Source organism: Lewinella cohaerens DSM 23179 (genome assembly GCF_000379805.1).
GTDB lineage: Bacteria > Bacteroidota > Bacteroidia > Chitinophagales > Saprospiraceae > Lewinella > Lewinella cohaerens.
In genome coordinates this window covers 74,777-88,084 of record NZ_KB903541.1, presented here as the reverse complement: position 1 = coordinate 88,084, position 13,308 = coordinate 74,777, and the positions used below count along the sequence as shown (strand labels likewise).

The following is a 13,308-nucleotide window of genomic DNA, read 5'->3' as shown; positions in this document are numbered from 1 at the left end:
TTTCCTTTTAATTTCCTCAAATATAGGAAGAATAGGGAAAGATTAATAAACCCTACTTTTGTGATTCGTTAGCATTGCTCAAAACTGACTGCTGTGAAAAAAAAATCTTTCCAACTCTCTGAAAAATCGGCATTGATTATTGCGGTTTTTTTGGCGGGATTATGTTCCATCATTTATGAGTTGTTGATCTCAACGACGAGTTCGTATTTTCTCGGAGATAGTGTCAAGCAGTTTTCCCTGACCATTGGTGTTTACATGGCCGCGATGGGGCTAGGTTCTTACCTATCAAAGTTTATTGATAAAAAACTGTTGACGAGTTTTATCTGGGTTGAGCTGGGGCTGGGGTTCGTTGGTGGGGCGAGTGTACCGATCTTGTACGGCTCTTTCCATTACCTCACGGCGGGGCAATACCAAGGTTTGATGCTTGGGCTTACGGCTGTTATTGGTACCCTTACTGGTTTTGAAATTCCGCTATTGGCGCGAATTATGAAAAAATTCTACCCCCTGAAGGCGAACCTTGCCAATGTGCTTTCCCTGGACTATATCGGGGCTTTGGCGGCAACGCTGTTGTTTCCCTTCCTTTTACTGCCTTTTTTCGGGTTGTTTCGTACTTCGGTCTGTTTTGGATTACTGAATATTGCCTTGGGCTTCTTTATCTACAGCTACTTTCGGTCGGCTACCAGCAATAAAGGGAAAAAAGGTATTTGGGTGATTTCGGGCCTGGTCATTATCTCTTTTGCGCTTTTGCTTCTTTATAGTCAGCAACTGCTTCAGCAATGGGAAAGCCAGGCTTATTCTCATACGATCATTCATGCTGAGCAGACGCCTTACCAGCAAATTGTACTTACCAAAAACCAGGACGAAACGCGGCTGTACCTCAACCGAATCATTCAATTTTCTTCGCGAGATGAATACCGCTATCACGAGGGTCTGGCACTGCTCCCCGCCGGTTACTTGCGCCAACCTAAGCGGGTACTCATTTTGGGCGGTGGTGAAGGCCTACTGGCCCGAGAAGTATTGAAACTACCTAGTGTGGAGGAGATTGTAGTTGTAGATTTGGATCAACGGGTTTTTGATTTAGGTATCAATCATCCACGTTTGAAACAAGTTAATGAAGACGCATTGACCCACCCCAATGTAAAAACGGTAGCCCAAGATGCATCGCTTTTTTTGCGTTTTGACACGACTACCTTTGATCTTATCTTGGCAGACCTGCCAGACCCTTCCAATGAAGCGGTAGCTCGCTTGTATAGTACTTATTTTTTCCGATTGGCAAAAAACAGTTTGGCCCCTGGGGGTATCTTTGCGACACAAGCTGGTAGCCCTTTTCATACCCGAAAGGCGTATTGGTGTATTGTAGAAACGCTGCGGGCTACTGGTTACGCTACGATAGTGCCCTACCATATATATGTCCCTTCTTTTGGAGAATGGGGCTTTGTATTGGCTTCAGATCAACCTTTGGGTAAGCCTACCCTACCCTCCGGGGTTAGCACTCGCTACCTTGAGGCTGGGCGCCTTGATCACCATTTTGAGTTTGCGCCAGACATCAGCGCGCCTGCTGAAGTAAGAACTAACAGCTTGGATCGACCAGTACTGCTGGACTACTACCTCGATGAGTGGAAAACTTGGCGCAAAGAAAAAATCCAGTAAATTGTGCTATTCCTTAAGACCATTAGACCTAAACACATCAAAAAATGTCAAGTAACTAAAATTACCTAATAGAACACGGATTAAACGGATTAAACAGGATTACCACAGACTTGTTTTTTTTATGAAAAATGACCCCAGCGCGCTCGGTCGCCATATTATTTTGGAGCTTTATGATTGCCCTGCTGATTTGCTAAAAGCACCAGCACAGGCAGAAAAATTTCTTCTTGAAGCTGCTGAGCGGATGGAGGCTACGGTCGTTAATGCTCAATTTCATGCCTTCTCTCCCTATGGTGTTTCTGGTGTTGTTGTTATTCAGGAGAGCCATCTTACTATTCATACCTGGCCGGAACACCAGTATGCGGCTATTGATATTTTCACCTGTGGAGCGTTGAAGCTCGAAGAAGGGATTGCTTATTTATGTGACGCATTTCAGTCTAAAAAGCATTGGCAACGGGAGCTTGCTCGGGGGCTTAATCTGGAGCACTCCAGAACAGCTTCAAATCTCTAACCGAGGGTTCGTGCTTACTTTTGTATTTTTGCAAAAAAGTAAGCAAATCGTATGATCGTAGTAACCGGAGCGGCAGGTTTTATCAGTAGTTGTTTGATAGCAGCCCTCAACGAACAAGGCAGAGAAGACCTGATTCTAAGCGATGATTTTAGTCGAGAAGACAAGCTGCGCAACTGGACCGACAAGCAGTTTATCGCCAAAGTTGACCGGGATATTTTTCCTGCTTGGCTGGATACCAATCAAGAAGACGTAGAGGTAATCTTTCACCTTGGTGCCCGCACCGATACTACCGAGCAAGATGAAGCACTCTTTGACCGGCTGAACCTTCATTACACCCAACAGGTGTGGGAGCGTTGCCAGCGCTATGACATTCCCTTGATATATGCCAGCAGTGCTGCTACCTATGGTGCGGGTGAACATGGCTATCAGGACAACCATTCGGTTATTGATCAATTGACGCCGCTTAACCCTTACGGGCGCTCGAAAAATGACTTTGACAAATGGGCATTGCAGCAAGATCAACAACCACGCCACTGGTACGGCCTCAAGTTTTTCAATGTTTATGGCCCTAATGAGTATCACAAGGGTCGCATGGCCAGTGTTATTTTTCACACCTTCCGGCAAATCCAGAAAACCGGCGCCATGAAGCTATTTCGTAGCCATCGCCCTGACTTCAAAGATGGAGAGCAAAGCCGAGATTTTATCTACGTGAAAGATGTGGTAAAAATGATGATCTGGTTGTGGCAAAATACCGCTCCCAATGGTCTTTACAACATAGGCACTGGTCAGGCCCGAACTTTCTATGACCTGGCCGCTAACACCTTCAAGGCGCAAGGATTGACGCCAGACATATCTTTCATCGATACACCACTCGATATCCGCGACACCTACCAATATTTTACGGAAGCAGATATGGACAAACTCCACAAGGCGGGTTATCCTAATGAGTATTATACCCTCGAAGAAGGAATTGCGGATTACGTACAAGGCTATTTGGCTGAGGATAAGGTGTGGTAGGCTGCCTCCAATACCCCAAACGCCTCTTCCAAATCTTGCCCAAACGCAAAAATTCCTTCTTCATGCCCTTCCATAACAAAGAGTTTTCGTGTAGGTAGATCGGTCGTTTCAAGGAGGCGAATAATACCAGCTACCATTTCAGGAGACCCGTAAGGCGCATCAGCAGGAGTCGTAGGCACCTTATTCAATAGATACTGCCAAAGCCCCAAATGGTGGATATGAATAACACCATTCACCCAGGGCAGTTGCTCGTAAATCACAGCATGGCTCATACTTTCTGATGAAGCAAGTATTGGCCCGCTACACCACAACTTGTTATCAACTGCTACCACCGCAGTCACTTTAGCTACTTGTTTAGGCCCCAAGATCGGAATACTACCTGTAGCAGAACCGCTAATAAAAAATGTTTCACTATCCGTGATACGTTCCGAAATATTGCCAAAACCAATTCCATCAGGATACACGCCTATCCATTTTCGTTCATAGCACCTCTGCCGGTACTTCAACAAATCATGAAACTCACTTTCCGGAAATGCAGCTGTTTTTGTCCAAAACGGCTGAAATTTGATATACCCTTCGTCCATTATTCTTATTTTGCACAATAAATCTAGGGCCCTTTTGAAATAAATGGGCACAAAAAATCATTTCAGAAGAGATTTCATCTTTTCTTAACATTAGGAACGGTATATCACTTCACCCCTTATTATTGGACCTGCTCCTTTTATTTGTCAAGCAATTAAACCAACATGTTGAAAAAAACCTTATTAGCGCTTAGCCTAAGCCTCTTCTTTGTTCTAGCTTACGCACAGCCCTTAGCATTACAAATAGAACAACTCAAAACACAAGTAAAGAAAGCAACAGAAAACGATGGCCGTTCCAAGGCGCTGGGCTTAGCACTATTGGGCTATGATTACCTTGCCGCCGACAACCCCGATCTACAGCGTCTCCTTTATGAGACCTATTATTCGACCTCTGAGTACGACATGTATGAAGGCGATTATACCGAAAACACCTTTAATGATGCAGAATGGTCGCCCAACGGCAACCAAATAGTAGCAGCTATGGCAGGTGGAAATATCCGCTTGTATGAGGTTAGTTCGACAGGAAAATTTGAAGAATACCCTATCGTTTTTGGAGGAGATGTTCTGGCCCTTAATTGGTCGCCCGATGGAAAGAATATTGCCTTTGGCACTACTGACGGTATTTTAGGGATTTTCAACATCAGCACCCGGGAGGTAACCCAACAATGGCAGCACGATGATTATCTCCGTGCCGTTACCTGGTCGCCTGACGGAAGCAAATTGGCTGCCGGAGGTGATGAAAACATCATCTTCATTTACGACGTAAACTCCAAGGAGCAATTACGAAGCTTTTCTTCGCATACTGACTGGATACGAAATATTTCCTGGTCTGCTGATGGAAAAATGATCGCAGCTGCTAGTGATGACACTACCGTTACGGTTTGGTCTATCACGGAAGGAAACCTTATTAAAACGCATCGCTCTCATGATGATTATTGCCGCGATGCTGCTTTTGCCCCATCGGGCAATGCACTGGTGAGTTGCTCAGATGATCTGAACATCTACCTTTACGACCCAGCCACCGACAACATTCCAGATCGTAGTTTCTCAGGCCATGAAAACTGGGTAATGGGCCTAGATTGGTCACCTAATGGGAAGATGTTGGCTACCGCTGACAATAGCGGTACTATTATCATCCATACTATTCGTAGTGGAGATCAGATGTTTTTCAACTCTGTTGAGCCGGAGACCTCATGGGCCGATGTCGACTATGCCCCTAAAGGAGATCGCTTTTTGGCGATCAGTGCCTACGAATTAGCCATTTATGAGTTAGGTACCTCTATACCTATTGCCCGCCTTATGCCAGATGGCAATACGGGGCAATCTTCTGACGGTATCAACAACCCGCTGGAAACTTTATTGGCCAACTTACTACCTACCGCTTTCCAGCTGCACTCATCGCCCTCCGGTGATTACCTCGGGATTATTGATGCGGAATATAACTTGCAAGTTATTGATATGGAGGCTGGTAACTCCGTATTCACTATCAATGAGCACAGCGACTGGATTCGCAATATTGCCTGGTCTGCCGACGGCAACCTGATAGCCACCGCATCTGACGATCAAATGGTGGGCATCTGGGATGCACATACAGGTGAAATGCAACACTTCCTCAGCGGCCATACGGACTGGGTACGTGATGTCGACTTTTCGCCGGATGGCAAGGTGCTCGCATCTGCTGGCGATGATGGCTTACTGCGTTTTTGGGATACGGCTACTGGCGACGAACTGGGTACAACCGAAAACATAGGCTCTTATTTACTTGCCGTAAAATGGTCACCCGACCAACGCTATCTCGCTGCACAAAGTTCTGAAGAATACCTTTTCCTCTGGGATGCCAACAACAATGAACTCCTTTTCACTAGTGGTGAACCAACCCTACCAGGTTCTATGAATTGGACGGGTGACCAACAGCTACAGGTACAAAACAGAGATGGCAGTCTGATGCAATGGGCACCTACAACCGGACTGGAATCTGTTGATAACGTATCGGGGTTGGAAGCTAGCAACAAGAATGGTACAACGGCAAAAGTCCAAGGTGCCTACATTGCACTTTCTGGCAAGTCCAGTGGTTTGCTCCAAGGGCACGAAGCACAAGTCGTCAGCCTGGAATGGTCGCCTGATCAGCAGTACCTTATTTCTCAAGGTGCCGATGGGAACATGGGTATCTGGGATGTTAGCAAGCAGCAACTAATCGCCTTACTGCCCATTACTGATGGTTCTCCTAAATCGCTGGTATGGTCTACCGAAGGAAACGGATTTTATCTACCTGGTGCTCCGGGCAAGGTACTTCTTCCCCCTTCTGAGTTGCGTAAAAACATCGCCACAGAACAATACGAGAACCTCTTTTCAGAGAACGATGTGCTGCGTTATCAACTGGAAAAGATTTTTCTGAATGATTCAGCTACTGCTACAAAGCTTAAGGCAGGTGGTGATGCTGGCATACTAACGGCCATTGCCAATTACTATGAAACTCGGGCAGCGGCTCAGGTGGATACAGCAGCTAAAGCTGCCGACGAAAAAATGGCCAAAGCTTTTTCTGCGGCGGCGGGAGAGTAATTAATGTGAGGTTTGCCTCCACAGTACTAGTTTTTAATCAATGGTCTCCCCAATTTTGCAAATCGTAAAGTTGGGGAGATTCATTTTAACACCCTTGTAATGATTCGATCCGCTACGCTATCCGACCTCTCTGCATTGGCCAATCTTTTTGACCAATACCGTGTCTTCTATCGCAAAGAGTCGGATTTACCTGCTGCTGAACAGTTTTTAAAGGACAGGCTTACTTTGGGGGATTCCGTTATTTATGTGGCCGAAATCGAAGGAAAACTAGTAGGGTTCACACAGCTTTATCCTATTTTTTCTTCTACACGCATGCGCCGCCTGTGGCTCCTCAACGATCTTTTTGTACACCCGGCACAGCGTGGCCAGGGGCTTTCTCTCCAATTGCTTGACCAAGCAAAAGTCCTCTGCCGAGAAACCAAGGCCTGTGGGGTAATGCTGGAAACAGAAAAGAGCAATACCATTGGTAATCGCCTCTACCCACGGGCGGGTTTTCAGCAGAATGAAGGGAGTAATTTTTATGAGTGGACGAATAATGAGTAGAAAATTACGCTCCAAGCAAGTTCTTAGCCTATTTGAATGAAGGCATTTTCTAATGCTAATCTCCTTTTCTTAACGGAAGGCACATCCCCCTAAAATCTCTCTCCGTAATTATCCGCAAATGTACTCAACGCCTAGCGCACGCTAGATATCTGGCAATTCATATACCCAAAATTCCAGCCGTTTATCCGTCGAGAGAAGTTCTTCATGCCTAAACCCTCCAGGAATCTCACTCGTATAGTAAAATTCAATCCGCTGTCTATCTATGCTTTTCCTCTGTACTTTACGGAGAACTCTTTGAGCCCGCATGTAGGTGAAGTATACACTATGAAATTGATAGTTTTCCTGTAGATAAAAATCATCGTAAAGTAGTACTCTCATAACTAACTTATGGTTACCCTCTAAAAGGCTAGCCAAGTAATCTATCTTCTCCAGAGATAAACTATCTAGACCTGTTGGAGGCCCTTTTCTGCCTTCTGCTGGAACCCAGAAACTTATTGAGTCAAAAGGAACAACTACCTTTTCCTTAAATATCCCTGTACTATCAAATGGGTGATAGTGAGAATAATAGCTTTGCGATTGTGCAGATATACATAGGGCCATGATTAGTGATAGTATCAAAAGGATCGCTATCGGGAATTTATTAGCTGGCATTTTCTTTTGAAATTTTGGCTTTTCGTTTGAAATATCTCATTATCATAATCATTTAGGTCTTCACTAAAACCGGGGATTAATTATTCGACCGTTACTTAGTTTATCGCTTGCTTTGTCACCCGCGAAGGCCAGCGGCCGGAGCTCGGTGCCCGGAGGGCGCAAGGACAAGGGGGCGCAGTGGTAGTGACGCGCAGCAGGCACTAAGAACGAAGCACCCGGTAGCGCGCGCAGCGCCGCTATGGCCCCAACGTAAAAACCAATTAACTGGTTAACTAGTCTTTATGTTTATGATTTTATGCTTTAAGGAAAAGCCTTACCCCTCCCCTTCCGGAAACAAGCCCAGCAACCCTTCTTCACTCGCCGCGCAAATACCCCGCTCCGTAATGAGGCCCGTGACCAGGCGAGCTGGCGTGACGTCGAAGCCGTAATTGAGACCGGGGCTGGCGTCAGGTGTAAGCTGTACCCATTGATTTTTATTATCGAGTCTTCCCTGGATATGGGTGACTTCGTCGCCGCCGCGTTCCTCAATGGGAATTTCGCGGAGGCCGTCGCGGATGGTCCAATCGATGGTGCTGGTGGGTAAGCCGACGTAAAAAGGAACGCCATTGTCGTGGGCGGCCAGGGCTTTGAGGTAGGTACCAATTTTGTTGGCCACATCGCCTTGACGGGTAGTGCGGTCGGTACCGACGAAGACCACATCGACCATACCGTGCTGCATGAGGTGTCCTCCCAGATTGTCGACAATGACGGTGTGAGGGATGCCCGCTGCCGCTAGTTCATAAGCTGTGAGGCGAGCGCCTTGGTTGCGGGGGCGGGTTTCGTCTACCCATACGTGTATAGGTAAGCCTTTCTCATGCGCTAGATAAATAGGAGCTGTGGCGGTACCGTAATCAATACAAGCCAACTTCCCGGCGTTGCAATGCGTGAGGATATTGATGGTTTCACCGGGCTTGGTAGCTGCAATATCCCGCAATACTTCCAGACCATGCACTCCGATGGCGCGGCATTGGGCAGCGCTGGCGGTGGCAAAATCTTCGGCAGCTTGCCGAGCAACGGCTACGCGATCATGGGGAGCTGCCGCCCGGATACTTAGCTGAGAAGCTTCTAATGCATTGAATAGGTCGACCGCTGTAGGGCGAGTATTTTGCAATTGGTCAATGACCTGAGCCAGGTAATTATCGAAATCAACAGCGCCCTGGTATTCCAGCATCGCAAGATACAGTCCCCAGGCTGCCGTAGCACCAATCAAGGGTGCTCCGCGTACGTGCATCTCTTTGATCGCTACTGCCGCTTGTGCCGTGGTCTTCAGCGGTTCATGCACTAGCTCATGGGGCAAGGCCCTTTGGTCAATAATCCATACGGTTGTGGGATCTTGAGGGTCGAGCCAGATGGTTTGTATAGGGGTCATCGTATTTATTTATTAGTGTATCTCACGCAGAGGCGCAGAGGCGCAGAGCTTTTTATTGTTGGTTAAGCATCCCTTTCAGGAAATGCATCAATGCGTATTTCACTTAATTAGCTTTCCAAAAATAAGGCGTAAACAGCACCAGAATCGTAAACAGTTCTAAGCGCCCAAGCAACATCAGAAAACTGAGCACCAATTTTATTTCACTTGACAACCAGGCGAAATTATCAACTGGGCCTACTTTTCCAATACCTGGGCCTACGTTACCCAAACAAGTTGCGACGGCTCCAATCGCTGTCATAAAGTCCAAGCCCATAGCGGCGAGCACCAGCGAACCCAACACGAATAACGAGAGGTAGAGTAAAAGGAAAATGATAATGTGGGTTATAATTCGCCCTTTGACGATGTCTCCGTTTAGCCGTAAAGGCACCACTGCTCTTGGGTGAATAATACGCTTGAACTCCAAGAGGGAGTTTTTGAAGAAGACCAAATGCCTAATAACCTTTATGCCTCCACTGGTGGACCCAGCACAAGCTCCCATGAACAGCAAAATAAAGAAGAAAAGCGTCAAGCCCACAGACCAACTGGTGTAGTCTGCAGAGACAAAGCCGGTCGTGGTAATCAACGATACGATTTGAAAACTACTGTCTCTGAAGGCTTGTTCCCAAGTGATATCGGCAGCGGCATGAACTGCTATTGTTACGACCAAGCTGAAAAACAAGACCAAAAAAGTATAGGCCTTGAATTCGTCACTGGACCATATTCTTCGCAACTTCCCCTTCAAACCAAAGTAGATAATAGTGTAGTTGGTCCCTGCAAGGAACATAAAAAAACAAACGGTATACTGGATTATCGGAGAGAAAGCAGCCATACTGCTATTACGTGTAGAGAAACCACCTGTAGCCATGGTCGTAAGTGCATGATTGACGGCCTCGTATGGCGACATGCCCTCTAAGAAAAGGATTATGGTAAGGACAAAAGTTAAACCTACATAAATCAACCAGAGCCGCTTGGCGGTTTCGCTGATCCGGGGGTGTAGTTTATCACTGGTGGGCCCAGGGGCCTCGGCTACAAATAGCTCTACACCACCAATCCCCAACAAAGGAAAGATTGCAACGGTCAGCACAATAATCCCCATTCCGCCGATCCACTGGGTGAGGCTTCGCCAGTATAAAATGCCTAGTGGTTGGGCTTCAATGTCCGTAAGTACTGAAGCACCGGTGGTGGTCATTCCCGAAACCGATTCAAAGATAGCTTCCGGGACGGTAGGGATAACGCCACTAAACAGGTAAGGTAACATTCCGAAAAGCACCATTACCAACCAGCCTAGCGCCACAATCAAATAGCCTTCTCTTTTCTTGACGGAGCGATCGTCTCCTAATTTTGGTAGACGCAACAAGCCGCCACAAAGCAGACATACCAGCCCTGACCAAACAAGCGGTTCCATGTCCTTACTCTCGTAATACCAGGAAATGGGAATCCCTGTCCACATCAATAGTCCTATGAGGAGTAAAAGTACCCCCAGGACACGGCTAATAATCCGATAATTGATCATATTAATACTTCTAAGTCTTCAAAGAAGTCGTCTAATTCATCAAAGCTTTTTACGCCTACTTTTTCTTCTGCTGCACCTTGTACGCTGAACCCTTCTACTTTTATTTGTTCTAAAAACTGTGTGGGTGGGGTTCCTTCCAATGGTAGATCAACCAACAGTGGGTATTGCTTTGCCCATGCCTCCAGCTGGTCTGCTCCAAAAGGTGTTCCTTCTTGAATATCGGGCCAGGTGAGGCCGCCTTTATTAAATTGCAGCAAGAAGTAATCTACAGCATCCTTACGTTCTTCCATCAAAGCAGACAACTCTTCTGCCGTGATGTATGCCTCTACAACGATCTCCTGAATGATCTCTACCTTTCCCTTCAAAGCCTGCAAGTTCTCTAGCGGCGTCAGCATTCCGAGCTGGACGGTTTCCAAACCAAGCACCTCTATCGCTGCTTCGATTTCTGGCAAAGTCGCCAAGCTGAACTCTCCACAAATTTTCACCCCATCCACCCATTCTCTAAGGGCAGCAACCAACTGTAGGTCTACGGATTCTTCCGTTCCCGGAGAAAGCATAAATCCGAGCCAGTTCGTTTCCCAAGCTGCGAAATAGCGCGCATCGGTGAGGTGGGTAATGGCACTGGCTTTAACTTTGGTACTCAACATATTTATACAATTTGGAACTTTCCTCCAATAAATGGCGCAAAGGTACATAATGACCAGTCGAAAGTATGCGCAAAAAATGTGATCTTTGAGAATAATTGTGAGTAGTCAAATGAAAGAACTTCCAAAGTATTACGAGAACGTTTACGATGTAGTCCGTTTAATTCCCGAAGGGAGAATCACAAATTATGGTGCCATTGCCAACTTCCTGTCTTTGGGGTCAGCCCGAATGGTGGGCTGGGCCTTAAGTGCAGGTTTACATATCGGAGATGTGCCGGCGCACCGAGTAGTTAACCGCAAGGGAGAGCTTAGTGGCCGCGGGCATTTCTCGACGCCCACCCTTATGCAAGAGCGCCTGGAAGCAGAAGGCATTGTGGTAATTGATGATAAAGTCGTAAATTTTGACCAGCTATTTTGGTCACCCGTCAGTTTCTTAGAATAAAAGTAACCGTTCATGTCCAACCCTTATGAATCAGCCTTTGGGGAAGAAAAACAACCCGCTAAAAAAGCTGCGCCCACGCAGAAGGAAGGTTTGGATTTTTCTAACCTCCCCCCACTTGAAGAGGGCGATCTCACACCAGCACTGGAAGAGTTGCTGGCTCGCTGTGGAGCTTTTGCTCAACAAGCTACTGCGTTTGGGCAGTTACTTTCTCGATTACGGGTTGTTGATCATCAGGTATCCAATATTGTAAAGCAGAATTGGCTAAAATTCCTCATCAAAGTAGAGGACGAGCACCAACAGCCCAGTTTAGCGGGCGAGCGTAAATATTTTCGTTTATTACAGGATAAATTCAGCGCCATTATCGTCCCTATGAAAACATTGGCGCAGCAACACCTTACTTGCTTAAAACAATTTAATGATGAGATCGACGAGCATTATTATGCCCCTAATAAAACAGACCTGGAAGTTAAGCGAGAAATAGAGCAAGTGAAAGCCGATCTTTTGTTGCAAAGGCAGATTTTGCACGATGCTCAAGAAGCACTGACCACCTTAGCTGACGCGATGGAAGCAGCCGAACATCGTTTAGATACCTATGTTAACGCTGGGGGTGAAAACAATTTGGCAACAACAGAATTGGTTTTGATGAAAAAAGAGCGCAAACAACTTACAGAGGGCTTATCTCATCAATTTAACTATAATTTTTTCGCATTAAACCTTCTGGATCAAGCCTCTCTTAAATTTGGGCTCGTCCCCAAGAAGACTACAGCCCAGTATCTCAGCAGCTTAAGTTTAGCATTGGAAAGCAGGGAGTAGTGAAAGCGTAAATTTATCGCAACAGGCTCCCATTTTTTTGTATATTTGTTTCTACTTCTTTGCTATTGCAACGGAGTAATTTTTATTTTAAAAGAGCTTTGAGAGAAAATTGGTACGGTATTTGGTTCTGTCAAGTTGGATGTGCCATTTTTCTAATGCAAAAAATCCAGCCGATGGAAAAACAGAAGATTGAATCGGTAACTTTAACCAACAAAGGAGACGATAATATCCAGTTGGATTATGCCGAGTTACGTAAAGCAGTGATTGTTTTGCGGGCGGTCAACCATAAGTTGCGCCAACAAATTATCAACCTGCTTGACGAAAACGGGAGCATGGCCGTTACGGACATTTACGTAAGCCTGCGCTTGGAACAATCGGTAGCTTCTCAACACCTCGCTATTTTACGGCGTGCTGGAGTAGTAGATACCGAGCGACAAGGAAAGTATATTTATTATGCTTTAGACCAGGATCGTTTAGCTCAAATCGGCAAATTAGTCGAAGAATTAGCAGCTAGCTAAAGCCAACCTTTTTGTAAAAGAGTTACTGTTCATACCAGAACACTAAAAAAACTCCCGACCTTTGACTTTGATCAACTGTCGGGATTTTTTATTTGACTTATCTATAATGGTAATTTTAGCCGGGCTGCTCCGAAGGAATGCCCTTGGCTAAAGCCCAGCTTACGTTTTCTTACCGAGTTACTCCGAATACAAAGCCGCCCTTCCACATAGACTTTGCCTACGTCAAATGCACTCCTAATGGCAAAATCCAGCTTAGTTTTTGTAAAAACGATAATTTATACGATCTTTGCTTGAACACGTTTAATCTTTATTATCAATATCACTGATACAATAAGATTAAGCATCTCTTTTCTCAGTCGTATTTTTTTGACCCACGCAGCAAACACAATTTAAGGCTACTAATTAAGTAACAAATTACGTCC

The 13,308-nt window shown here is 45.8% G+C and carries 13 protein-coding genes; 8 read left to right on the top strand and 5 right to left on the bottom strand.

Annotated features, from left to right (window positions below):
* Positions 1 to 93 precede the first annotated feature (93 nt).
* The 3 genes from A3EU_RS0110945 (at position 94) to rfaD (ending at position 3,175) form a co-directional block, all read left to right on the top strand.
* The gene (locus A3EU_RS0110945) at positions 94 to 1,650 is read left to right on the top strand and encodes a polyamine aminopropyltransferase (protein WP_020536205.1); all 1,557 of its coding nucleotides are present in this window, start codon (positions 94 to 96) and stop codon (positions 1,648 to 1,650) included.
* 121 nt (positions 1,651 to 1,771) lie between these two features.
* Positions 1,772 to 2,158 carry an adenosylmethionine decarboxylase gene (gene speD, locus A3EU_RS0110940; RefSeq protein ID WP_020536204.1) on the top strand — a complete coding sequence of 129 codons (387 nt, stop codon included), beginning with the start codon at positions 1,772 to 1,774 and terminating at the stop codon, positions 2,156 to 2,158.
* 51 nt (positions 2,159 to 2,209) lie between these two features.
* Complete coding sequence (rfaD, locus tag A3EU_RS0110935; protein ID WP_020536203.1) at positions 2,210 to 3,175, top strand: ADP-glyceromanno-heptose 6-epimerase; 966 nt, start codon at positions 2,210 to 2,212, stop codon at positions 3,173 to 3,175.
* Here rfaD and A3EU_RS0110930 read toward each other — a convergent pair.
* Complete coding sequence (locus tag A3EU_RS0110930; protein WP_020536202.1) at positions 3,148 to 3,759, bottom strand: class II aldolase/adducin family protein; 612 nt, start codon at positions 3,757 to 3,759, stop codon at positions 3,148 to 3,150. The genes rfaD and A3EU_RS0110930 overlap by 28 nt on opposite strands.
* 162 nt (positions 3,760 to 3,921) lie before the next feature.
* Here A3EU_RS0110930 and A3EU_RS0110925 point away from each other — a divergent pair, with 162 nt between their 5' ends.
* Both A3EU_RS0110925 and A3EU_RS0110920 read left to right on the top strand, forming a co-directional pair.
* On the top strand, positions 3,922 to 6,315 hold the full coding sequence (locus tag A3EU_RS0110925; RefSeq protein ID WP_020536201.1) for a WD40 repeat domain-containing protein: 2,394 nt from the start codon (positions 3,922 to 3,924) through the stop codon (positions 6,313 to 6,315).
* 99 nt (positions 6,316 to 6,414) lie between these two features.
* Complete coding sequence (locus A3EU_RS0110920) at positions 6,415 to 6,858, top strand: GNAT family N-acetyltransferase (protein WP_020536200.1); 444 nt, start codon at positions 6,415 to 6,417, stop codon at positions 6,856 to 6,858.
* A 141-nt stretch (positions 6,859 to 6,999) separates the two neighbouring features.
* Here A3EU_RS0110920 and A3EU_RS34545 read toward each other — a convergent pair whose 3' ends face one another.
* From A3EU_RS34545 to trpF, 4 genes are all read right to left on the bottom strand, one after another.
* Entirely contained in the window at positions 7,000 to 7,509 is a 510-nt protein-coding gene (locus A3EU_RS34545) for a hypothetical protein (RefSeq protein ID WP_020536199.1), read from the bottom strand.
* A 313-nt stretch (positions 7,510 to 7,822) separates the two neighbouring features.
* Positions 7,823 to 8,917 (bottom strand): S-methyl-5-thioribose-1-phosphate isomerase, encoded by a 1,095-nt coding sequence (gene mtnA, locus A3EU_RS0110910; RefSeq protein ID WP_020536198.1) that lies wholly within the window; start codon positions 8,915 to 8,917, stop codon positions 7,823 to 7,825.
* Positions 8,918 to 9,020: 103 nt separating this feature from the next.
* A complete protein-coding gene (locus tag A3EU_RS0110905) occupies positions 9,021 to 10,469 on the bottom strand; it encodes a TrkH family potassium uptake protein (protein WP_020536197.1) in 1,449 nt (482 codons plus the stop codon).
* Positions 10,466 to 11,116 carry a phosphoribosylanthranilate isomerase gene (trpF, locus tag A3EU_RS0110900; protein WP_020536196.1) on the bottom strand — a complete coding sequence of 217 codons (651 nt, stop codon included), beginning with the start codon at positions 11,114 to 11,116 and terminating at the stop codon, positions 10,466 to 10,468. The genes A3EU_RS0110905 and trpF overlap by 4 nt, the downstream gene beginning before the upstream one ends.
* Positions 11,117 to 11,225: 109 nt before the next feature.
* Between trpF and A3EU_RS0110895 the strand changes: the two genes are divergently transcribed.
* The 3 genes from A3EU_RS0110895 (at position 11,226) to A3EU_RS0110885 (ending at position 12,886) form a co-directional block, all read left to right on the top strand.
* Positions 11,226 to 11,555, top strand: a complete 330-nt coding sequence (locus A3EU_RS0110895; RefSeq protein WP_020536195.1) for an MGMT family protein — start codon at positions 11,226 to 11,228, stop codon at positions 11,553 to 11,555.
* A 12-nt stretch (positions 11,556 to 11,567) separates the two neighbouring features.
* Positions 11,568 to 12,368: a hypothetical protein gene (locus tag A3EU_RS0110890; RefSeq protein ID WP_020536194.1), complete on the top strand. Its 801-nt coding sequence runs from the start codon at positions 11,568 to 11,570 to the stop codon at positions 12,366 to 12,368.
* A 173-nt stretch (positions 12,369 to 12,541) separates the two neighbouring features.
* Entirely contained in the window at positions 12,542 to 12,886 is a 345-nt protein-coding gene (locus A3EU_RS0110885; protein WP_020536193.1) for an ArsR/SmtB family transcription factor, read from the top strand.
* The last annotated feature ends 422 nt before the right edge of the window (positions 12,887 to 13,308 follow it).